Source organism: Sphingosinithalassobacter tenebrarum (assembly GCF_011057975.1).
Lineage (GTDB): Bacteria > Pseudomonadota > Alphaproteobacteria > Sphingomonadales > Sphingomonadaceae > Sphingomonas > Sphingomonas tenebrarum.
This window is the reverse complement of sequence record NZ_CP049109.1, coordinates 3,309,405-3,329,677: the sequence shown is the minus strand read 5'-3', so window position 1 is coordinate 3,329,677 and position 20,273 is coordinate 3,309,405. Positions and strand designations below refer to the sequence as shown.

Genomic DNA, 20,273 nt, shown 5'->3' with positions numbered 1-20,273 from the left:
AAGATCGAAAGGGGGGATCGATCATGAAAGGTGCGCTGGTTATCCTGGTCGCGGGAACGATTCTGAGCGGTCTCGCGGCAACCTATGCCACGACAACGCGTACCCTTTCCGATCCCGCCGCCACGCTCGAGCTCACCGCCGCGCCGGTGGCGGCCGAAGCCGCTGGCCAGATCGCGGCGCGCAACTGATTTCGCGGCGCTGCGGTTGATCGGCGCGGGGTTTCGGGACTAGAGTCTCAGCTACACCATTTGTCACCCTGAACGTGTTTCAGGGTCCACTGATTGACTGGCGCTGGTGCCGGTGGCTTGGTGGATGCTGAAACAAGCCCGTCCTGAACCCCTCGAAGGGTTCAGCATGACGGGTTGACCGGATCAACCGAGCAGCCCGAAAGCCCAGGCCCATGAACCCCGTCCGCACTGTCACCGGCACCGCCTATCCCTGGGGTGCCAAGAATGTCGACACCGATGTCATCATTCCCGCACACTGGCTGAAAACCATCCTGCGTACCGGTCTCGCCAAGGGCGCGTTCGAAACGGTCCGCGCCGAACCCGGCAATGTGTTCGATGATCCGCATTATGCCGGTTCGCCGATCCTGATCGCCGGCGAGAATTTCGGCTGCGGGTCGAGCCGCGAACACGCCGCCTGGGCGCTTGCCGATATGGGCGTTACCGCAGTGATCGCGCCGAGCTTTTCGGACATCTTCTCGGGCAATGCGTTCAAGAACGGCATCGTGCCGGTGGTTCTGCCGCAGGAAGCCGTCGACCGGCTGATCGAAGTCGCGCAGGCCGATGAGATCACTGTCGACCTCGAAACGATGACGGTCACCACGCCCTATCAGGATCGCTTCACCTTCGAACTCGACCCGTTTCGCCGCCAGTGCCTGCTCGAAGGGCTGGACGAAGTGGGTCTTACGCTGGCACAGGATACCGCGATTTCGAAATACGAAACCGGTGTCGCCGATGCGCGGCCCTGGATCAAGGTAGGGGCGGGCCATGAAAGCGTTGCTGTCGAAGGAATCGGGCGGACCTGAAACTCTAAAGATCGAAGAGCAACCCGATCCGACACCCGGCAAGGGTGAAGTACTCGTCGCGGTGAAGGCCTGTGCGATCAATTTCCCCGATGTGCTGATCATCGAGGACAAATATCAGTTCAAGCCCGAGCGCCCCTTCGCGCCGGGCGGCGAGATTTCGGGCGTGGTCGAGGCTGTGGGCGAAGGCGTTACCGGTTTCACCCCGGGAGATCGCGTGCTGGGCGTGATCGGTCATGGCGGGCTCGCCGGGAAAGTGGCGGTAGCCGCGGACGCTCTCTACGCGCTTCCCGACGGGCGCAGTTTCGAAGACGGGGCGGCGCTGCTGCTCACATATGCCACCACCATCCATGCTCTGCGCGATCGCGGCAAGCTCAAGCAGGGCGATACGTTGCTGATTCTCGGCGCTGCCGGCGGTGTCGGGCTGGCGGCGGTCGAGCTGGGCAAGGCGTTCGGCGCGACGGTGGTCGCGGCGGTGTCGAGCGAGGAAAAGGCTGCGGCGGCCAAGGCGGCCGGGGCCGACCGCACGATCATCTATCCGCGTGCGCCGTTCGACAAGGCACAGTCGCGCGAAGTCGCCAATCTGTTCAAGGAGGCCGTCGGGCCGAACGGCGCCGACGTGATCTATGATCCGGTCGGCGGCGATTATTGCGAACCGGCACTGCGTGCGATCGCGTGGGAAGGACGCTATCTGGTCGTCGGCTTTCCCGCCGGCATTCCGAAGCTGCCGCTCAATCTGACGTTGCTCAAGAGCTGTGACGTGTGCGGTGTCTTCTGGGGGGCCTTCGCCGCGCGCGATCCGCAGGCGAACGCAGCGCATGTCGATCATCTCTTCCGCCTCTGGGCCGAGGACGCAATCGCGCCCAATGTGACCGAAGTCTTCCCCTTTGCGGACGGTGGCAAGGCGATCGCCAAAATGGCCGCGCGGCAGGCGGTCGGGAAACTGGTGGTGCGCGTCGCCGAATAATCCACGCATCGGCGGGGCGCAGAAGCACCACACCCCGTTGTCATCGCCCGGCGGCTCTCCTATTTCGGTCGAAACGAATTTTGAGGGCAAATGCGCATGGGTGGGTTCGAAGATCGCGAGAAGGCATTCGAGGCGAAATATGCTCGCGATGAGGAAGTGGCGTTCCGTGTCACCGCGCGGCGCAACCGGCTGCTTGGCCAATGGGCCGCGGCGCAGATGAAGCTGACGCCCGAAGAAACCGAAGCCTATGCCAAGTCGGTCGTCCAGGCCGATTTCGAAGAGGCCGGTGACGAGGATGTCGTGCGCAAGCTCGTCGGCGACCTGACCGCCGCCGGGATCGCGATCGACGAATCGACGGTTCGCGTGGCGATTGAGGAAATGGCCGCCGAGGCACGTCGCCAGTTTATGGAAGCGAAGTAATCGCATGCCGATGCCCGCCGCAGAGATCGAAGCACTGATCCGCGAAGGGATTCCCGATGCGCAGGTCGAAATCACCGATCTGGCGGGGGACGGCGATCACTATGCCGCCCGCGTGGTGAGCGAGAGCTTTCGCGGCAAGACCCGCGTGGCGCAGCAGCGCGCGGTCTATGCCGCGCTCGGCGAGCGCGTGGGCGGCGAACTGCACGCGCTGCAGCTAACAACCGCAGCGCCGGTAAAGGAGTAAGCTATGAGCGACGACACCCAGCAACGGATCAAGGACACAGTCGACGCCAATTCGGTGGTGCTGTTCATGAAGGGCAGCCCGCTCTTTCCGCAATGCGGCTTTTCGAGCCGCGCGGTGGCGATCCTCAATCATCTCGGCGCCGATTTCGAAAGCGTTGACGTGCTGCAGGATCAGGCTGTGCGCCAGGGCATCAAGAGCTTTTCCGACTGGCCGACGATCCCGCAGCTTTACGTGCAGGGCGAATTCGTCGGCGGTTCGGACATTATGATGGAAATGTACGAATCGGGCGAACTGGCCGAATTGCTCAAGGCCAAGGGACTTGTTTCCTGACCGGAATCCGGTGACCGAAGAAAAATGAAAATGCCCGCGTCGACCGTGACGCGGGCGTTTTTGATTCTGCCGATCATTTTCGTCATCCCCGCGAAAGCGGGGATCCAGCTTCTTCTTGTTTGCGTCTCGGGCGCCAAAAAGCAGCTGGATTCCCGCTTTCGCGGGAATGACGGGGAGTGAGAAGGAGCGCAAAGCGACTCGGTTGATGGGTTGGCCGGCGCTGTAAGAAGAGACACCGGGTGCGGGCGGGTCGACGCGAGACCGGAAAAAGCTGGCCGACCCGCCCTGCTGAAGCGTTTTCACGCTCGGTATGCCCATAGCGTTGCAGGGGGTATGCCAAAACGCAAACCCCGCGAATTTCCGCGCTTTCGATGGTTAAGGAGTCACCCTTGTCCGTCATCGGTGTAAAACATTCCGACACACCGCCACGCGATGCGTCTGTCCCTGGTATTGCATGCCACCGGCGAAACCGTTCATCGGTCATTCAGCCGGGTTGACTACATCCGTAGTCGTCGTTTACAAGCGTAATCGGAATGAGGGAAAGTGGCATGACCGAGCGTATCAGTGACGCCGAGCATAGTGTGATGGAAGTGCTCTGGCAGGAATCGCCGCTGACGGCGCAGGAAGTCGCCGAACGGGTGCCGGCCGAACGCGCCTGGAGCGCGAACACGGTCAAGACGCTGCTCGGTCGCCTGCTCGCAAAGAATATCATCGCGCATGAGGAGGACGGGCGCCGCTATCGCTATCGCCCGCTGGTCCAGCGCAGCGACTATGTCGTCGGCGAATCGCGGCGGATGATCGACCGGCTGTTTGGCGGCAAGCTGACGCCGCTGGTCGCGCATCTCGCCGAACGCGATGCGATCACTGATCAGGACATTGCCGAGATCGAAGCCCTGCTGAAGGACCTCAAGCAATGATCGGCTGGATTCTCGAAACGCTGGTCGCCTCAACGCTGCTGATGCTGCTGGTGCTGGCGATTCGGGCGCCGGTGCGGCGCGCCTTCGGCCCCGCCGTCGCCTATGCGCTGTGGCTGCTGCCGCTCGCGCGGATGCTGATGCCGCCGCTGCCGGGCAACTGGCAATTGAGCGCGCTGCTGCGTCCCTTCGTCCGCAGCGCCGAAACCGCGCCGGGGATCACGGCAGGCCTGCTCAATGCCGACACCGCGCCGGTCGAGGCGGTGCAGGGTGCGGCGATGACGGTGCATGTCGCCGACGCGCAGATGCTGGTCGTGCCGCCGGTGGCGGTATCGAGCGGGCCCAGTCTGCTGTTGTTGCTCGCCGTCTTCTGGGCGGTCGGCATGCTCTGTTTCCTCGCCTATCATTTCGTGGCGCATTCGCTGTTCTGCCGCCGCCTGCTGGCACGTGCCCGGTCCGACCGGCGTGTCGCGCACGGCAAGGTGCGGGTGATCGAAACCGACGCCGCGCACGGCCCGCTCGCATTCGGCGTGCTGCGCAAATATGTCGCGTTCCCGCGTGATTTTTCCGAGCGCTACGACGATGTCGAACAGGATCTCGCGCTTGCGCATGAGCTGGGCCACCATGTCCGTGGCGACTTGATCGCCAACTGGGTGGCGCTGATCGTCCTTGCAATCCATTGGTTCAATCCGGTCGCGTGGCGGGCGTTCCGCGCCTTTCGCGCCGATCAGGAAATGGCCTGCGACGCCCTTGTGCTCTCAGGCCGCGCCCAGGCACTGCGCCATGCTTATGGCCGTGCGATCGTCAAGTCCGCGCATGGGGGTGCGGTCTCGGCGGCATGTCACTTGCACACCATCAATGAAATCAAAGGGAGGCTTCGCATGCTTTCGAAGACTGACAGAAAATCCCCCACCCGTATCGCCGCCGGCGCACTCGGCGTCAGCCTGATCGCGGTCACCGCGCTCGGCGTGACGGCTTCGGGGACACAGGCCGCCGAACGGATCAAGGCGCAGGTCGAACGTACCGTCGGCGTTACGCTGAGCGAGCAGGACGTGCCGGCGCCGCCAGCACCTCCCGCGCCGCCGGAAGCGCCGCAGGATGTCCCTGCCGCGCCGGAGGCCCCCGAGGCGCCGGAAGCGCCCGAGGCTCCCGAAGCGCCGAATGCGACCACCTATATCGTGCGGGATGGCACCGTCACGGCGCAGGACGGCACGCACGGCCGCCGGTTTGTGGTCCGGGGCGACGGCAATGAATTTGTCGACGTCGAGGCGATCGAAGCGAACATTCCCGAAGTTCGCGAAGCCAGCTGCGGCACGCGCGGCGACAATCGCCAGATGACAATGCACACGCGGGACGGCGACCATCAGGTCATCGTGATCTGCCGGGACCGCATCGAAGCGGTCGCCGCCGGCGCGGCGCAGCAGGCGCGTCAGGCTCGCGAGGTGCAGGTGATCGCTATCCGCAGTGCCCGCGATGGCCTGGTCGCGGCGCGTGCCCAGATCGCCCGCATGCCGCACCTCACCGAGGAGCAGCGTGCCGAGGCGCTTGCGGAAATCGACGAAGCCATTGTCGAACTCGACAACGAAGGCGATTTCGACCTCGATCTCGACATCAACTGACGAGAGGGGGAGGGAGGCGCTCGCATTGCCCCTTTACGGGCGCCAACCTCAAGATCGGGGCCGGTCGCTTCCTTCGTGCGGCCGGCCCCGCAACTTGTCGGGAAGATGGGGCGCCAGCGTCGGCGCTCTTGTGTTGCAGGGGCGAAACGGCCATCTCATAGGGCATGACGGAGTACCCCACCGGCGTCGCCGAGCGGCTCGATGCGCTCGTGGTGCGCGTACTTGCGCCCAATCCGTCGCCTTATACCTATACCGGCACCCAGACCTATCTGGTCGGCACCGACGATCTGGCGGTGGTCGATCCGGGCCCTGATGACGCCGAACATCTGAAAGCGCTGACAGCCGCGATCGCCGGGCGCCCGGTTTGCGCGATCCTGTGTACGCACACGCACCGCGATCACAGTCCCGCCGCCGCGCCGCTCGCCGCCGCGACGGGCGCCCCGATCATCGGCTGCGCACCGCTGACGATGCGCGACGCCGGGCCGCGCGCCGACGCCGCGTTCGATGCCGACTATCGACCCGACCGGGTACTGGCCGACGGCGAAACCGTGAGCGGCGAGGGCTGGACGATCGAAGCTGTCGCCACGCCGGGCCATACCTCCAACCATCTCTGTTTCGGCGTGCGCGAAAACGGCGCGCTGTTCACCGGCGATCACGTGATGGGCTGGTCGACCACCGTCGTCGCGCCGCCCGACGGCGACATGACTGCCTATATGAAGAGCCTCGAGCGGCTCATGACGCGCGCGGACACGGTCTTCTATCCCGCCCACGGCCCGGCGATCGACAGGCCGCAGCGGCTGGTACGCGGCATGATCGGCCACCGCCGTCAGCGCGAGCGGCAGATATTGCGGCTGCTCGAAGAAGGCGTGGGGTATATCCCGGAAATGCGCGCGCGCATGTATGTCGGGCTCGACAGCCGGCTGGAAGGCGCGGCGGAACGATCCGTTCTCGCGCATCTTATTGATTTGCAGGGCCGTGGTATCGTGGCCGGTAACGAAGGCGACTGGAGGCTGGCGGCATGAGGCGCGGCTGTTTTTCGATATTCGGATTTCTGGCGGCGCTGGCGATCATCATCGGCGCGCTGTTCGTGCTCGGCCGCGACTATATCGAGGAAAAGATCGTCAGCCCCGATCCGGTGACGGTCGCGGCGGCCAGCCTGCAGGGGATGCGCGAACAGGCGCGGCTTTCCACCTTCGCCGCGCGCTATGTCGCGGTGGTCACGTCGACTCAGCGGCGCATGGGGCTTTCGGCGCGCAAGACGCTGATCATGCCGGGCGACGTGCGCTACGAAGTCGATCTCGCCAAACTGCAGGACAAGGACCTGCGCTGGGACGCGAACAGCAACACGCTGAGCGTCGTCCTGCCGCCGATCGAAGTGGTCGGTCCCGAAGTCGACATGACCCGCATCCGCGAATATAGCGAAGGCGGCATCCTGATGTCGCTTACCGATGCGGAATCGGCACTCGACACCGCCAATCGCGAAGCGGGGCAAAAGGAATTGCTGCGGCAGGCGCGCGGAGACACGCCGATGCGGCTCGCCCGTGAATCGACGCGCCGCGCGATCGAACGCAGCTTCCTGATGCCGCTGCGCGCCGCCGGAGTGGAAGCGAAAGTGCAGGTTTTCTTCCCCGACGAAGTGGGCTCGGGCAAGAACGAGATCTGGGATATCTCGCCTTCGATCCAGGATGTGCTGTCCAATCGAAACTGATTGCGCGGCTGCGAATGGTCGATCTGCGGCTTGATCGTGCGCATGCGACACGCCATGTCGCACGCGACGAGAAGGGACGAGCATGAACGCACCGAATGAAAGCCTGAAGGGTCTGGACCTGCGCGCGGAGATCGACCGGCTGCGCAAGGAGCGCAATGCCGTCATCCTGGCGCATTATTACCAGAAGCCCGAGATTCAGGACCTGGCCGATTTCGTCGGCGACAGCCTCGATCTCTCGCGCAAGGCGGCGGCGACCGATGCCGATGTGATCGCCTTTTGCGGTGTGCGCTTCATGGCCGAGACCGCCAAGGTGCTCAGCCCCGAAAAGATCGTCGTCCTGCCCGACATGGATGCCGGGTGCAGTCTTGAAGACAGCTGCCCGCCCGAGCAATTCGCGGCGTTCCGCGAGCAGCATCCCGATCATATCGCGCTCACCTACATCAACTGTTCGGTCGAAGTGAAAGCGCTGAGCGACATCATCGTCACCTCCAGCTCGGCCGAGAAGATCCTTGCGCAGATTCCCGAGAGCCAGCCGATCATCTTCGGCCCCGACAAGCATCTCGGCGGCTATCTGGCGCGCAAGACCGGGCGCGACATGCTGCTGTGGCCGGGCGTATGCATCGTCCATGAGGCGTTCAGCGAAACCGAGCTGCTGAAGCTCAAGGCGCAGCATCCCGATGCGCCGGTGGCGGCGCATCCCGAATGCCCGTCCTATATCATCGACCACGCCGACTATGTCGGCTCGACCAGCGGTATCCTGCAATATGCCAAGGACATGGAAGGCGACACACTGATCGTCGCCACCGAGCCGCACATCATCCATCAGATGGACAAGGCGGTCCCCGAAAAGAATTTCATCGGCGCGCCGGGCGCGGACGGCAACTGCAACTGCAACATCTGTCCGTATATGGCGCTCAACACGATGGAGAAGCTCTACCTCGCGCTGCGCGACCTCGAGCCGCGGATCGAGATCGAGGAGGAACTGCGCCTCAAGGCCAAGCAGAGCCTCGACAAGATGCTCGAAATGGCGAGCGCGACGGTGGGGCAGGGCGATCTCGGCCCGGTTCCCGACAACGATATGGGCCCGGTGATGAAGGGCGACTGATTGCGTAGCGGGGGCCGGACCAGGCGCACTGGCGCGAAGCAGTCAGGCGCCCGCAACTGTTTCGCGTCCGCCACGTTCTATCGGCCATGAAAGCCTGGCTGCGCCAAACCCTGTCCCGTCTCAATGCCAGCTACTGGTTTCTTCCCGCGCTCCTCACGCTGGCCGCGATCCTGCTTTCGGTGCTCACGCACTGGATCGATCGCAGTTTCGGCCATGAATGGCTCTCGGGCATCACCTGGCTGCACGATGCCCGGCCGGATGGGGCACGCGCCTTGCTGTCGACCATATCGGGGTCGATGATATCGGTAGCCGGGACCGTGTTCGCGATCACCATCGCGGCGGTGGTCTATGCCTCGGGCAATTACGGCCCCCGGCTGCTGACCAATTTCATGACCGACAAGGGCAACCAGCTTACGCTCGGCGTGTTCATCGCCACCTTCGTCTATTGCCTGCTGGTGTTGCGCACGGTGCGCCAGCCCGACGAGGCCGGTATGCTCGATATGGCTGCGGGTGGCGGCTTCGTCCCGCAGGTGTCGCTGCTGGTCAGCTTCGCGCTGGCGCTGCTCTCTGTCGCGGTGCTCGTCTATTTCCTGCACCATGTGCCGGACAGTATCCGCATCAATCGCGTTGTCGCCACGATCGGCACTCGCGCGCTGCGCGCGATCGAGAGCCGTTTCCCCGACCCCGATTGCGGGGAGGAGCCGGTCGCGCTGGAGGATGGCGGTACCCCGGTGCGGGCCAAGCGCGTCGGTTACGTCGAAGTGATTGATTTCGCGACGCTGGAGGGCATCTGCAAGGCGCAGGGAATCGGCGTACGGCTTGCCGTGCGACCCGGCGACTTCGTGCATCCCGATGTGCCGTTGCTGCATGTTTCGGGCAGTTGCGGCGATCAGGTGCCCGGTCAGTTGCGCGGCGCCTTTGCGATCGGATGGAGCCGCACCGCCGATCAGGATCTTGAATATCTGCTCGACGAACTGGTCGAGATTGCGCTGCGGGCGCTGTCACCCGGGATCAACGATCCCTTCACGGCGATTACCTGTCTCCACTGGTTGTCGGCGGCGACTGCATCGCTTGCAACGCGCGACCTGCGCCGCGATGCCGACGGCGATCCCAGCGGCGACAACGGCGTCCAGGCGCTGCCGGACGATTTTGCCCATTTCATGCAGCGTGGTTTCGGCGCGGTGCGCGCTTCGGCGGCGAGCAACCATCTCGCGTCGCTCAATTTTCTGCAGGCGCTCGAATCCGTGGCAGCCGGGCCGCCTTCGTCCGCGCGCATCGCATTGCTGCAGAACGAAGCGCGACGACTGCTTGCCCAGGCCGAGACCGAACTGGCCGGACCGGCGCTGGAGGAACTGCGCGAACGCGTTGCGGCATTCGCGCCATCGGACTGATGGCTGTCGCTGGCGCCGACAATCTGCCAAGGGAAGGCGCATGATATCGGATAACGGCGGAAACAACGTGGCTCTGGCTCGGCAATCGCGCGATGATTTCGCGCTCGAAGGATTCGATCTCGACCGGTTCGTGCGCGAGACGCTGGCGGAGGATCTGGGCGAGGGAGGCGACATCACCTCTGCCGCCGTCATCCCTGCCGACGCGCGCTTTGCCGGCGTGATGGACAGCCGCGATGCGATCACGGTCGCCGGACTTCCCATCGCGCGGGCCTTTTTCCATGCGCTGGACGGCGATGTCGAAATCGAATCGCTGGTCGCGGACGGAGACAAAGTGGCGGCGGGCACCGATCTGATGCGGCTTTCGGGCAAGGCGCGGGCGATGCTGACGGCGGAGCGTTCGGCGCTCAACACCGTCCAGCATCTGTCGGGCATCGCCACGATGACGCGCACCTATGTCGATGCGATCGCCGGCACCGGGGCGACCCTGCTCGACACGCGCAAGACCATCCCCGGCCTGCGACTGCTGGAGAAATACGCCACGCGCATGGGCGGCGCGCGCAATCATCGCATGGGGCTGTGGGATGCGGCGATGATCAAGGACAATCACGTCGCGATCGCCGGATCGGTCGGGGAGGCGGTGCGCCGCGCCGTCGATGCGGGCATCGCCGATATCATCGTCGAGGTGGACCGGCTCGATCAGATCGCGCCCGCGCTGGAAGCGGGCGCCACGCATCTGCTGCTCGACAATATGGGCCCGGACATGCTGCGCGAAGCCGTAGCGCAAGTCGGGGGCCGTGTGCCGACCGAGGCATCGGGCGGCGTCCGATTAGACACGATTCGCGCGATCGCCGAAAGTGGCGTCGACTTCATCAGCGTCGGCCGGCTGACTCAGTCCGCGCCAGCCGCCGATATCGGGCTGGATTTCCAGTCGGCCTGAAGCCGTCCCGGATCAGTTGTCGATGGTGGCGCTGCCGGGATGATGCTTGTCGATATGGCGCAGGATCATCTTCGCATTGCGCGTGTTCGAGCGGAAGAAAAAGTCCGCCGCATCGCCGATGCCCGGGATCAGGCCGATCAGCCAGTCGAACCCCACATTGCCCACCATCCGCAGCATCTTGCCCTTCGACATGCCGATATTGCGCGCTTCCCAGACCATGTAGAGGCCCATCAACGCCGCGATCAGATCGCCGCCCACGGGAATGAGGCCGAGAATTGCGTCCAGCCCGACATGCTGGTTGGTGCCCGGAATCTTGAAGCTGCGCTCGAGCAGCTGTTCCATCGCCACGACGCGTTTGCGAACATCCGCCGCATGCGTGCCCAGGGGAACGCCCGCTTCCTTCAACGTGCTTGATGCCATGCGACCGACGCGTGCCATGTGCCCTCACTTGCTGTCGTTGCGTAACTGATCCAACGGGTGCCAGGCGCGTGGGTTCCCCTGCCAGGCATCCAGGCGTGGCGCCACGATAGACCATCTGAGCGGTTTCGCCAGCGGAATGAAGGCGGCGTCCCGCGTCAGCAGTGCATCGGCCTCTGCGATGCGTTGCGCACGTTCCTCGATCGTGCCGGCCTTGCGCGCCGCTTCGAGCGCCGCCTGCGCGTCCGGCGAACAGACCCGGCATGCAGTGCCGAGATACCATCGCGCGCTGTCATAGGGGGCGACGGCATCGATGAGACGCAGATCCGCGTCGCCGTTCAGCGGCACTCGTACGGGCTGGATTCCGATGCGGAGCAGCGCGTTGCCGATATAGGCCCAGACCCGGTTCGCGCCGGAGCCGTACGGCAATGCGATGCGCAGCCGCGGCGGTGCGCCGTCATGTTCGCGGCGCCACAGGGCCACGCGCCGGCGCGCCACGACGCGCCGTTCCTCGAGCGTTTGCGACCGCCAGTCCGGTTGCGCGGGCTCGGCCGCCGAATCGAGCTGCACGGGCAGGAGCGTCTCGCTCGGCGTCCAGGCGTCCAGAACCGCGCCGGTCATTCCCGCGCGATCGATCGACATGGCGATCGCCGCACGATTTTCCGCGGTTTCCAGAAAGCCGTCGCGCTCGACCACTGCCAGGCCGAACAGCCCTTCGGCCGGATCGAACTGAACTTGGGCAGAGTCGACACCGGCGATATCGACCAGCGGCCAGTCGACGAAACTGCCGCCCAGAATCAGGTCCGAACGCCGTGCCATAAAGCGGGCCAGCGCAACCGCCGCGCGTTCGCCGCGAAGCCGGACCTGTTCGACCGGGCGCGGTTCGCGCGGATCGGCCTCTGCTTGCGTGCGTGTCGGATCGAAGGCGGGGGAAAGCAGCAGTGCGCCATCCTCTTCCTCCGTGACCCGGAAGGGACCGCTGCCGTCCAGCTCGCCGACGCGGAATATCGCGAGTTCGGGCTGGGCGAAAAGATTGAGCATGTCCGGGCGCGGCTGGCGCAGCCGTACTTCGATCACTTGCGGCGTCATTTCGACGATCTCGTCGATCACCCGCAGTGAGGGTGCGAGCTGGTTGCGCGTTCGCGGGGCAATGGCACGACCGAGCAGTTGCGCCACCTGCGCGGCGGTTACCGGCGTTCCGTCGGTCCACTCGGCGTCGCGCAGGCGAAAGATGTAGCTGCGCCCTTCGTCGATCACGATCCAGCGTTCGGCCAGTCCGGCAACGATCTGGCCATTGGCGTCGAAGCGTACCAGCCCCTGCGCGGTTGCGTACATCCGCACCGCCTGCGGCGTATCCAGCGGCCCGCGGCTGGGATCGGCGGCAACGGCAGGCCCGCCGATCGCGCTCACTTCCACCGGGATGTCGTCGGGGCGCGGCTTGCCGCACCCGGCCAATGCGAGCGCAAGCGCAAACACCAGCGGCAGAGGCGAGCGAGTCATCGCGGTTCCCGATTCAGGAGGCGGCTCGGGTGTATGTTCATGCCATTGTCCTGCCAACCCCCGATATCGGGCGCGACCAGCGATCGGCTGACATAGAAATGAAGGAGCAGGATCGGCGCGGCGCGCTGCAGGCGCAATTCCGCCGCCCGCAGCGCGGCGTCGTCGCCAGCCATGCCGGCATCGACCAGGCGGTCATATTCGCGATCGGCATAGCCAGAATAGTTGATCGCGCCGGCATCGCTGCGATGCACCGCCAGGAAATTCTCCGCTGCCGGCACATCGGCGATCCAGCCGGACCGCGCGAGCTGAAAATCGCCGGTGCGCAGCGCGGCAAAATGCAGCTGCGCCTCGCTGTTGAGCAGCTGCGCCTCGACGCCATAGGGGCGCCACATCGCCGCCAGCGCGACGGCGATGCGGCGATGGTCGCCCCCGGAATTGAACCGGATGGTGAATCGCAGCGGACTTTCGGGGCCATATCCGGCTGCGGAGAGGAGGTGGCGGATACGGTCGGGATCGTTGCCCAGCGGGTCGGCATTGATGCCGCCGAGCGCGGGCGGTACCAGGCCCGTCGCCGCTTCCTCGCCGGTACCGAGCAGATCGCGGGCGATCCATCGCCGGTCGACCGCCATCGAAAGCGCCTGACGCACGCGCGAGTCGTTGAAGGGCGGGCGCCGTGTGTTGAATGCGAAGTAATAGGTACCGGCATAGGGGTGGACATGCACGGCGCCGGGCAGCGCTTTGCGTGCCCAGTTGAGCCGCGTCGGCGGGATGTCCGATACGGTATCGGCCATGCCGCCGCGAAACCGGCGCAGCGCGGCCAGCTTGTCCTCCGCCGGGTGCCAGTCGATGCGAGGGGCAGCGGGCGCGCCGCCGTGCCATGCCGGATTGGCTTCCAGCGCGATCCGGTCGCCCAGTCGCCACCTGGTCAGCCGATAGGGGCCGGAAGTGACCAGCGGCCGGTCGGACGTCCAGCGATCCCCCGCCGCGGCGATGCGATGCAGCGGCAGCGCCGCCATCGCCGGATGGGCGAGCAGATAGGGCAGATGGGGAATGGGTCGCGACAGCCGCACGACCACATTTCCCGGCGCCTGCGCCGTGACCGATACGATTCCGTCGAACAGCGATGCGGTCGGCGACGCCGTTTCGCTTGCCTGCAGCCGTTGCCAGCCGCGCGCGAAATGCTCGGGCGTGATCGGCGCGCCATCGGAAAAGCGCAGGCCCGGACGAAGCGCGAAGCGCCAGATCAGGCCGTCGCACTCGGGCGCCGCCGCCAGTCCCGGTTCCGCCTCGCCCGTGCCGGTATAGCGCATCAGCCCTTCGAACTGGTCGGCGGCGACGCGCAGCGATGTGAGATCGGAAACCTTCTGGGGGTCGAGACCTTTCACTTCATCGTCGGACAGGCGAATGATCGCAGTGCCGTCATCCCCATCCTCGCCCCCGCGCGCGCACCCGCCGAGTGCCAGCAGCGACAGCGTGGCCAGATTGATCTCGCGGCGGGAAAACATGGTCGCGCCAGCCTGCGCCTTTGCCGCGCGGCGGGCAACCCTTGGCCGCGCCCGGCGCTCTGCTACGATGGGGCGATGGGGAAGGAACCGGCACAATTGGTGGAGCGCGGCGGACTGCGCGGAGCGCTGGTCCGCGTGGCAGCGCGCGGATTGCACCGGTTGCTGCGGCTGCGCTGGCTGGTGACGCGCCCGAAGACGCAGGGCGTCAGCGCGCTGCCGGTCACGCCCGAGGGGCGGGTGGTGCTGGTGCGGCACAGCTATGCGCCCGGCTGGTACATGCCCGGTGGTGGCCGCAAGCCCGCTGAGGATCCCCGGGAAGCGGCGTTGCGCGAATTGCGCGAGGAGATCGGGATGACCGCGCACGGTACGGTTCGCGACGGCGGGGAATATTTCCATCGGCCGCACAGCAAGCGCGACACTGTGGCCTTCTTCGTCGTGGAGGACGTCGTCTATTCGGCGCGGCTTTCGATGGAAATCGATGCCATCGGCGCGTTCGCGCCCGATGCGCTTCCCGCACCGATCAGCCCGGCCGCGCGCCGCCGCATCCGCGAATGGCATGAAGGCCTGCCGCCCGCGCCGGACTGGTGATCCTGTCTCCGGTTCATTTCGGCGTGCCTCTTCCGAATGGCTATGGTGCGGCGCAGCATCGGCTTGTACCAGAGGGCCATGCACATGTTGGCCACCGCCTATCACGGCTGGATCGAATGGATCATCAATGCCAGCCAGACGATGGACAAGGTTTGGCACATCCATGCCGGACTGACGATCCTGCTGCTCTCGCGACTGCTGTTGCGCACGCCACTGCGCAGTTTCGTTCCGTTCGGGGTCGTCGTTGTCGCCGAACTGATCAACGAACTGCTCGACCGCATCCATTTCGGGCAATGGCGGTGGGAAGACACCGTCTCCGATGCGGTCTTCACCTTGTTCTGGCCGTTGATGATCAGCGGCTACGCCCTGTTGCTGTCGCGCTTTCCTGCGCTCGACAGCCCCGGACCCAGGATTGCCGGGCTGCTTCGTCGCTTGCGATCGCGCGGCGGAGGCTAACTCTGAAGGCTGGTGCGGACGGCGGGACTCGAACCCGCACGCCCTTGCGGGCAGAAGATTTTAAGTCTCCAGCGTCTACCGGTTCCGCCACGTCCGCACGTGCGGGACGAGAAGCCGATGGCGGCGCTCGCGTCAAGCCAATGCGCCCACCCTGTGCGATATGCGAATCAATCGGATGCGCCGGCGGAATGCCCTGCGCTGCGCTCAGACGTTGAGCCGCTCGCGCATTTCCTTGCCGGGCTTGAAATAGGGGACGCGCTTGGCGTCGACTTCCACCGCTTCGCCGGTGCGGGGATTGCGACCGACACGCGCATCGCGCGCGCGGGTCGAAAAAGCACCGAAGCCGCGCAGTTCGACACGGCCTCCCTCGCTCAGTCGCTGAACGATCTCGTCGAAAAAGACCGATACGAGCTTTTCGACTTCACGCGCCGATAGATCGGGGTTCTGTTGCGCCAACTTCTGAACGAGTTCGGATCGGATCATCCATGTCCTCCCAACGGCCTGCCCCCGGTTATCGGGCGGACAGTGCCTGCGACCACACATGCATGCTAGCGCCGAAAGGCTATCTGCATCAACCCGAAGATGACCGAAATTTTTCCATTTGTACGAAGTATTTGGGCCGGAGCGGCATATCCGCCCCGGCCCATGCTCGGTTATTCCTGATCGCCGCCGCGCTGCTTGAGCGCTTCGCCGAGGATGTCGCCGAGCGACGCCCCCGAGTCGGACGAGCCATATTGTGCAACTGCCTGCTTCTCTTCGGCGATCTGCATCGCCTTGACCGAGAAGGTCGGCTTTTTCGACCGGTCGGTACCGGTCACCATCGCGTCGAACTTCTGGCCGACCTGGAAGCGTTCCGGGCGCTGCTCGTCGCGGTCGCGGCCAAGGTCGGTGCGCTTGATGAAGCCGGTCTGGCCGTCTTCGCCCGCCTGCACTTCGAGGCCCGCGTCGCGGACTTCGAGAACGGTGACGGTGACGATCGCGCCCTTGTTGAGGCGGTCGCCCGAAGCGACGGCGGCACCAGCGGTCGGTGCGCCACGTTCGAGCTGCTTCATACCCAGGCTGATGCGCTCCTTGTCCGGTTCGACGGCCAGCACGACGGCCTGAACCGTCTCACCCTTGCGGTGCAGGTTGAGCGCGTCCTCGCCCGAAATGCCCCAGGCGATGTCCGACATGTGGACCATGCCGTCGACATCGTTGTCGAGACCGACGAACAGGCCGAATTCGGTGGCGTTCTTGACTTCGCCTTCGACCTGCGAGCCGACGGGATGCGCTTCGGCGAAGGCTTCCCACGGATTCTGCTGGGCCTGCTTGAGACCGAGCGAGATGCGGCGCTTGTCCTCGTCGACCTCGAGCACCATCACTTCGACTTCCTGCGAAGTCGACACGATCTTGCCCGGATGGACGTTCTTCTTGGTCCAGCTCATTTCGCTGACATGGACCAGGCCTTCGATGCCCGGCTCCAGTTCCACGAACGCACCATATTCGGTGATGTTGGTGACGCGGCCGGTGATCTTCGCGCCGACCGGATACTTGGCCGATGCGCCTTCCCACGGATCGCTTTCGAGCTGCTTCATGCCCAGGCTGATGCGCTGCGTCTCGCGGTTGATGCGGATGATCTGCACCTTCACCGTGTCGCCGATACCCAGCATTTCGCTCGGGTGATTGACGCGCTTGTAGCTGAGGTCGGTGACGTGCAGCAGGCCGTCGATGCCGCCCAGGTCAACGAACGCACCGTAATCGGTGATGTTCTTGACGACGCCGTCGATCACCTGGCCTTCGGTCAGGCTCTGGATCAGGCCCGAACGCTGTTCGGCGCGGGTTTCCTCGAGCACCGCGCGACGCGACACGACGATGTTGCCGCGCTTGCGGTCCATCTTGAGGATCTGGAAGGGCTGGGGGATGTCCATCAGCGGCGTGACGTCACGCACCGGACGGATATCGACCTGGCTGCCCGGCAGGAAGGCGACGGCGCCGTTCAGGTCGACAGTGAAGCCGCCCTTCACGCGGCCGAAGATGACGCCTTCGACGCGATTGTTTTCTGCAAATTCGGCTTCGAGCTTGTCCCAGGCGGCTTCGCGGCGGGCGCGGTCGCGGCTCAGCATCGCTTCGCCGTTCGCATTCTCGACGCGGTCGATATAGACTTCGACTTCGTCGCCGACGCTCAGTTCGGCCTTCTGGCCCGGCGCGGCGAATTCACGCAGCGGCACGCGGCCTTCGCTCTTGAGACCCACGTCGATGACGGCGAGGTCGTTTTCGATGCCGGTGACGGTGCCGATGACGACGCGGCCTTCGAAGCTGTCAGCGCCGCCGAGCGTCTGCTCGAGCATTGCCGCGAAATCGTCGCGGCTCGGGTTTGCCGTAGTGGCCATGTATAGGTGGTTCCTGAACTAACGTTTTCCGGCCAACCGGTTGGTTCCGGTGGTCTTTTGGCCGAACTGCCGTGCCGGGCGGTTCCCGGGCGCGGCATCCGGCGAGCATCGCTCCGCAAAGGGCGTTTCCCTCGACACGATGGCAGTCGCCAAAATGCGAAATGGCGCGTGAGGACTCCGCCTCCGCGCCGACCCTCCGCGAGTCTTCAACTCGTCGGACGGGCGCGCGTTAGCGTAACAGGTGACGGAAAGCAAGGTTTTGTGCATGATTGCGGTCGCAAGGGGCAGGGACCGGCAACCGGGGGAGCGTGGGTGTGACGGATCAGCAGGCGATCGAATTTCCATGGGCGCTGTTTCCGCTGTTCTTCATCGGCATGTGGCTGGCCATCGGCACGCTGCTGGGCCTGGTGTCGGGCTGGTTCGCGCTTCAAGGCAGATTTCCGGAAAGCGACGCGCAAAGCCGCCGCACGCTGCGCATGCGCTCGGGAAAGCTGGGCGCGGTTTACTTCAGCGGATGTCTGACATTCTATGCGACGCCGCGTGGCCTGCGCGTGCGCGTGTGGCATCTTTTTGCTCCGTTCCAACGTGCATTCGAAGTGCCGTGGGATCAGATTACTGCCACCGAAAGCGCGTCCTGGATACGCACCAGGGTTCGGCTGTCTCTCGGCAAGCCCAGTGCGGCTACGATGCGTATCGACGCCCATGACTGGGAGAGGCTTCTTGCAGCGGCCGGGAAGACTTCGACAACCGATCGCCCCACCGTCTCGCCGCGCAGCCGCGCCACGCCGATCGTGCTCCAATGGCTTGTAGTCACCGCGTTTGCGGCGACCTTCCTCTATGGCGTCCCACGGCTCATGGGAGCCGAAGAGGGAGTGCCGCTGCACATCGCCATTCTCTTTCCCGGAATTGTCTTCGGAATCGGAACGCTGATCCGCCTGGCGCGACTTCGCTGACCCGGCGCGAAGCCGGCCAGCTTATCAAGCCACTCAGGGTACCAGTACGGCGCGCCCGTTCACCTTGCCTTCGCGCAGGCGGTCATAGACCTCGGGTGCATCCGCCAGCGCGTGCTTTTCGACCTGCGCCTTGATGCGCCCGCTTTCGGCCAGCGCGATCACTTCCATCAGCTCGGCGCGCGTACCCCAATAGGGAATGGTCACCTGGGTTCCGTAGGGCGTATTGTCCGCGCTGTATTTCACGACGCCCCCGGCAAGGCCGACGACGCTCAGCCGGCTGTCGCGACCGACCACGCTTGCGGCAAGATCGATCGTCGGCTGTGCGCCGACGAAATCGAGCGCCACGGCAACGCCGCGGCCGCCGACCAGATCGCGGATTTCGTCCGCGGCGGTCTTGTCGCTGCTGTCGATCGTGATGTCGGCGCCCAGCTTCCTGGCATGGTCCAGCTTTCCGGCGTCGATATCGGCGGCGATGATCCGCGCGCCCGTGGTCGCCTTGAGAATCTGCACCGCCATATGGCCCAGCCCGCCAACGCCGATCACCAGCACGGTGGCATCGGGCGTCAGTTGCGGCATCGCCGCCTTGATCGCATGATAGGGCGTGAGTGCCGCGTCGCTGAGCGGCGCGACATCGGACGGGTCGAGCCCCTTCAACGGCACCAGCAGGCGCGAATCGGGCACGATCATATAATCGGCCATCCCGCCGTCGCTGCCCAGGCCCCCGCCCATCGTCGGGATGCTGGCATGCCGCTCGCAGTAATTTTCCGCCGATGTCTGGCAGTGATGGCACTGGCCGCAGCCCCAGGGGCCATAGACGGCGACCGGATCGCCTTCCTGCCATCCTTCGACGCCCTGGCCCAGCGCTTCGATCCAGCCGGCATTTTCATGACCCAGCGTGAAGGGGCCCTTGAACGGCACTGCGCCGTCCAGAACGTGGAGGTCCGAATGGCATACGCCCGCGCCGCCGATTTTCAGCAGAATCTCGCCCGGGCCCGGCTCTGGCCTGGCGATATCCACGACTTCGGGCGGCTTGCCCCCTTCGATGAACCGGACGGCTTTCATGCTGACACTCCTTGTGTTGCGACCCAATTGGATTGGTTTGACCCAAACAGCCGGGCGTCAGGTCCGTTGCATTCTGCTACGATTGTTACGCACCTGTGAAGCGGAGTTATCACTCGCTTTCGGCCGTAGCCTTCGCCTTTGCTGCCTCGACGATCCCCACGGCCTTCTGCACCGCCGCTTCGATCGACAGGAAACTGGTGTCCAGTGTGACCGCGTCATCGGCGGGCCGCAGCGGCGCTTCGGCGCGTTTGGTGTCGCGCTCATCGCGCGCGCGGATGTCGGCGAGCACCTTGTCGAGGCTTTCGAACACGCCGCCCTTGCGCTGTTCGAGCTGGCGGCGCTGGGCGCGGATCATCGGAGTTGCCTTGACGTAGAGCTTCACTTCGGCTTCCGGCGCGATCACCGTGCCGATGTCGCGTCCGTCGAGCACTGCCCCGCCCGGCTGGGCCGCGAACTTCTTCTGCCGCAGCAGCAGCGCCTTGCGCACCAGCGGATGGGCGGAGACGATCGAGGCGGCCTTGCCGACTTCCTCGCTTTTCAGCCAGGGATCCTCGAGCAGGAAATCATCGAAGCTGCACCCGGCAAGGGCATCGCCCTCGCTTGCCGGGTCGCCTTCCTCGCGAAGTACGCTCGCACCCACCGCGCGATAGATCAGGCCGGTATCGAGATGCGGCAGCCCGTAATGGCGCGCGAGTGCCCGGGCGATGGTGCCCTTACCGGAAGCGGCCGGTCCGTCGACTGCGATAATCATCACACAGATT

24 protein-coding genes and 1 tRNA gene are annotated in these 20,273 nt (G+C 65.1%); 17 read left to right on the top strand and 8 right to left on the bottom strand.

Annotated elements, in window-relative coordinates:
* Positions 1-23 precede the first annotated feature (23 nt).
* The 14 genes from G5C33_RS16440 (at position 24) to nadC (ending at position 10,662) form a co-directional block, all read left to right on the top strand.
* Positions 24-188, top strand: a complete 165-nt coding sequence (locus G5C33_RS16440; protein WP_165325332.1) for a hypothetical protein — start codon at positions 24-26, stop codon at positions 186-188.
* Positions 189-400: 212 nt separating this feature from the next.
* Positions 401-1,030 (top strand): 3-isopropylmalate dehydratase small subunit, encoded by a 630-nt coding sequence (gene leuD, locus G5C33_RS16435; RefSeq protein WP_165328129.1) that lies wholly within the window; start codon positions 401-403, stop codon positions 1,028-1,030.
* Positions 993-1,994, top strand: a complete 1,002-nt coding sequence (locus G5C33_RS16430; RefSeq protein ID WP_206518582.1) for an NADPH:quinone oxidoreductase family protein — start codon at positions 993-995, stop codon at positions 1,992-1,994. Before leuD ends, G5C33_RS16430 begins: the two co-directional genes overlap by 38 nt.
* Before the next feature lie 96 nt (positions 1,995-2,090).
* Positions 2,091-2,414, top strand: a complete 324-nt coding sequence (locus tag G5C33_RS16425) for a DUF1476 domain-containing protein (RefSeq protein ID WP_165328128.1) — start codon at positions 2,091-2,093, stop codon at positions 2,412-2,414.
* Between the two features lie 4 nt (positions 2,415-2,418).
* Positions 2,419-2,658: a BolA family protein gene (locus G5C33_RS16420; protein ID WP_165328127.1), complete on the top strand. Its 240-nt coding sequence runs from the start codon at positions 2,419-2,421 to the stop codon at positions 2,656-2,658.
* A 3-nt stretch (positions 2,659-2,661) separates the two neighbouring features.
* Positions 2,662-2,988: a Grx4 family monothiol glutaredoxin gene (gene grxD / locus G5C33_RS16415; RefSeq protein ID WP_165328126.1), complete on the top strand. Its 327-nt coding sequence runs from the start codon at positions 2,662-2,664 to the stop codon at positions 2,986-2,988.
* A 24-nt stretch (positions 2,989-3,012) separates the two neighbouring features.
* Positions 3,013-3,168: a hypothetical protein gene (locus G5C33_RS16410; RefSeq protein WP_165328125.1), complete on the top strand. Its 156-nt coding sequence runs from the start codon at positions 3,013-3,015 to the stop codon at positions 3,166-3,168.
* A gap of 368 nt (positions 3,169-3,536) precedes the next feature.
* Entirely contained in the window at positions 3,537-3,905 is a 369-nt protein-coding gene (locus tag G5C33_RS16405; protein ID WP_165328124.1) for a BlaI/MecI/CopY family transcriptional regulator, read from the top strand.
* Entirely contained in the window at positions 3,902-5,521 is a 1,620-nt protein-coding gene (locus G5C33_RS16400; protein WP_165328123.1) for a M56 family metallopeptidase, read from the top strand. Before G5C33_RS16405 ends, G5C33_RS16400 begins: the two co-directional genes overlap by 4 nt.
* A 164-nt stretch (positions 5,522-5,685) precedes the next feature.
* Complete coding sequence (locus G5C33_RS16395; RefSeq protein ID WP_165328122.1) at positions 5,686-6,543, top strand: MBL fold metallo-hydrolase; 858 nt, start codon at positions 5,686-5,688, stop codon at positions 6,541-6,543.
* Complete coding sequence (locus G5C33_RS16390) at positions 6,540-7,229, top strand: DUF4230 domain-containing protein (protein ID WP_165328121.1); 690 nt, start codon at positions 6,540-6,542, stop codon at positions 7,227-7,229. Before G5C33_RS16395 ends, G5C33_RS16390 begins: the two co-directional genes overlap by 4 nt.
* Before the next feature lie 82 nt (positions 7,230-7,311).
* Positions 7,312-8,334: a quinolinate synthase NadA gene (gene nadA / locus G5C33_RS16385; protein ID WP_165328120.1), complete on the top strand. Its 1,023-nt coding sequence runs from the start codon at positions 7,312-7,314 to the stop codon at positions 8,332-8,334.
* Between the two features lie 86 nt (positions 8,335-8,420).
* Complete coding sequence (locus tag G5C33_RS16380) at positions 8,421-9,725, top strand: DUF2254 domain-containing protein (protein ID WP_165328119.1); 1,305 nt, start codon at positions 8,421-8,423, stop codon at positions 9,723-9,725.
* A gap of 67 nt (positions 9,726-9,792) precedes the next feature.
* Positions 9,793-10,662 carry a carboxylating nicotinate-nucleotide diphosphorylase gene (gene nadC / locus G5C33_RS16375; RefSeq protein WP_228275103.1) on the top strand — a complete coding sequence of 290 codons (870 nt, stop codon included), beginning with the start codon at positions 9,793-9,795 and terminating at the stop codon, positions 10,660-10,662.
* 12 nt (positions 10,663-10,674) lie between these two features.
* On the opposite strand, the gene G5C33_RS16370 is transcribed toward nadC, so the two are convergent.
* Genes G5C33_RS16370 through G5C33_RS16360 form a run of 3 tightly spaced genes read right to left on the bottom strand, consistent with a single transcriptional unit; the run spans position 10,675 to position 14,084 of the window.
* A complete protein-coding gene (locus G5C33_RS16370; protein ID WP_407698050.1) occupies positions 10,675-11,100 on the bottom strand; it encodes a DUF4112 domain-containing protein in 426 nt (141 codons plus the stop codon).
* Between the two features lie 6 nt (positions 11,101-11,106).
* A complete protein-coding gene (locus G5C33_RS16365; protein ID WP_165328117.1) occupies positions 11,107-12,579 on the bottom strand; it encodes an ABC transporter substrate-binding protein in 1,473 nt (490 codons plus the stop codon).
* Entirely contained in the window at positions 12,576-14,084 is a 1,509-nt protein-coding gene (locus tag G5C33_RS16360; RefSeq protein ID WP_165328116.1) for a peptide ABC transporter substrate-binding protein, read from the bottom strand. The genes G5C33_RS16365 and G5C33_RS16360 overlap by 4 nt, the downstream gene beginning before the upstream one ends.
* Positions 14,085-14,159: 75 nt before the next feature.
* On the opposite strand from G5C33_RS16360, the gene G5C33_RS16355 reads away from it, so the two are divergent.
* Together G5C33_RS16355 and G5C33_RS16350 are read left to right on the top strand one after the other, a co-directional pair.
* Positions 14,160-14,672 carry an NUDIX domain-containing protein gene (locus tag G5C33_RS16355; RefSeq protein WP_165328115.1) on the top strand — a complete coding sequence of 171 codons (513 nt, stop codon included), beginning with the start codon at positions 14,160-14,162 and terminating at the stop codon, positions 14,670-14,672.
* Between the two features lie 78 nt (positions 14,673-14,750).
* Positions 14,751-15,128 (top strand): hypothetical protein, encoded by a 378-nt coding sequence (locus tag G5C33_RS16350; protein WP_206518581.1) that lies wholly within the window; start codon positions 14,751-14,753, stop codon positions 15,126-15,128.
* Between the two features lie 10 nt (positions 15,129-15,138).
* Here the strand turns inward: G5C33_RS16350 and G5C33_RS16345 are convergent.
* The 3 genes from G5C33_RS16345 to rpsA all read right to left on the bottom strand — a co-directional run bounded on the left by G5C33_RS16345 (position 15,139) and on the right by rpsA (position 17,497).
* Positions 15,139-15,225, bottom strand: a tRNA-Leu gene (locus tag G5C33_RS16345).
* Between the two features lie 107 nt (positions 15,226-15,332).
* On the bottom strand, positions 15,333-15,611 hold the full coding sequence (locus G5C33_RS16340; RefSeq protein WP_165328113.1) for an integration host factor subunit beta: 279 nt from the start codon (positions 15,609-15,611) through the stop codon (positions 15,333-15,335).
* 170 nt (positions 15,612-15,781) lie between these two features.
* Positions 15,782-17,497: a 30S ribosomal protein S1 gene (gene rpsA / locus G5C33_RS16335; RefSeq protein ID WP_165328112.1), complete on the bottom strand. Its 1,716-nt coding sequence runs from the start codon at positions 17,495-17,497 to the stop codon at positions 15,782-15,784.
* A 314-nt stretch (positions 17,498-17,811) separates the two neighbouring features.
* Between rpsA and G5C33_RS16330 the strand changes: the two genes are divergently transcribed.
* Positions 17,812-18,450, top strand: a complete 639-nt coding sequence (locus G5C33_RS16330) for a hypothetical protein (protein WP_165328111.1) — start codon at positions 17,812-17,814, stop codon at positions 18,448-18,450.
* Positions 18,451-18,483: 33 nt separating this feature from the next.
* Here G5C33_RS16330 and G5C33_RS16325 read toward each other — a convergent pair whose 3' ends face one another.
* Both G5C33_RS16325 and G5C33_RS16320 read right to left on the bottom strand, forming a co-directional pair.
* The gene (locus tag G5C33_RS16325) at positions 18,484-19,512 is read right to left on the bottom strand and encodes an NAD(P)-dependent alcohol dehydrogenase (protein WP_165328110.1); all 1,029 of its coding nucleotides are present in this window, start codon (positions 19,510-19,512) and stop codon (positions 18,484-18,486) included.
* Positions 19,513-19,621: 109 nt separating this feature from the next.
* Positions 19,622-20,263, bottom strand: coding sequence for a (d)CMP kinase (locus tag G5C33_RS16320; protein WP_165328109.1), 642 nt, complete (start codon positions 20,261-20,263; stop codon positions 19,622-19,624).
* Positions 20,264-20,273 lie beyond the last annotated feature (10 nt).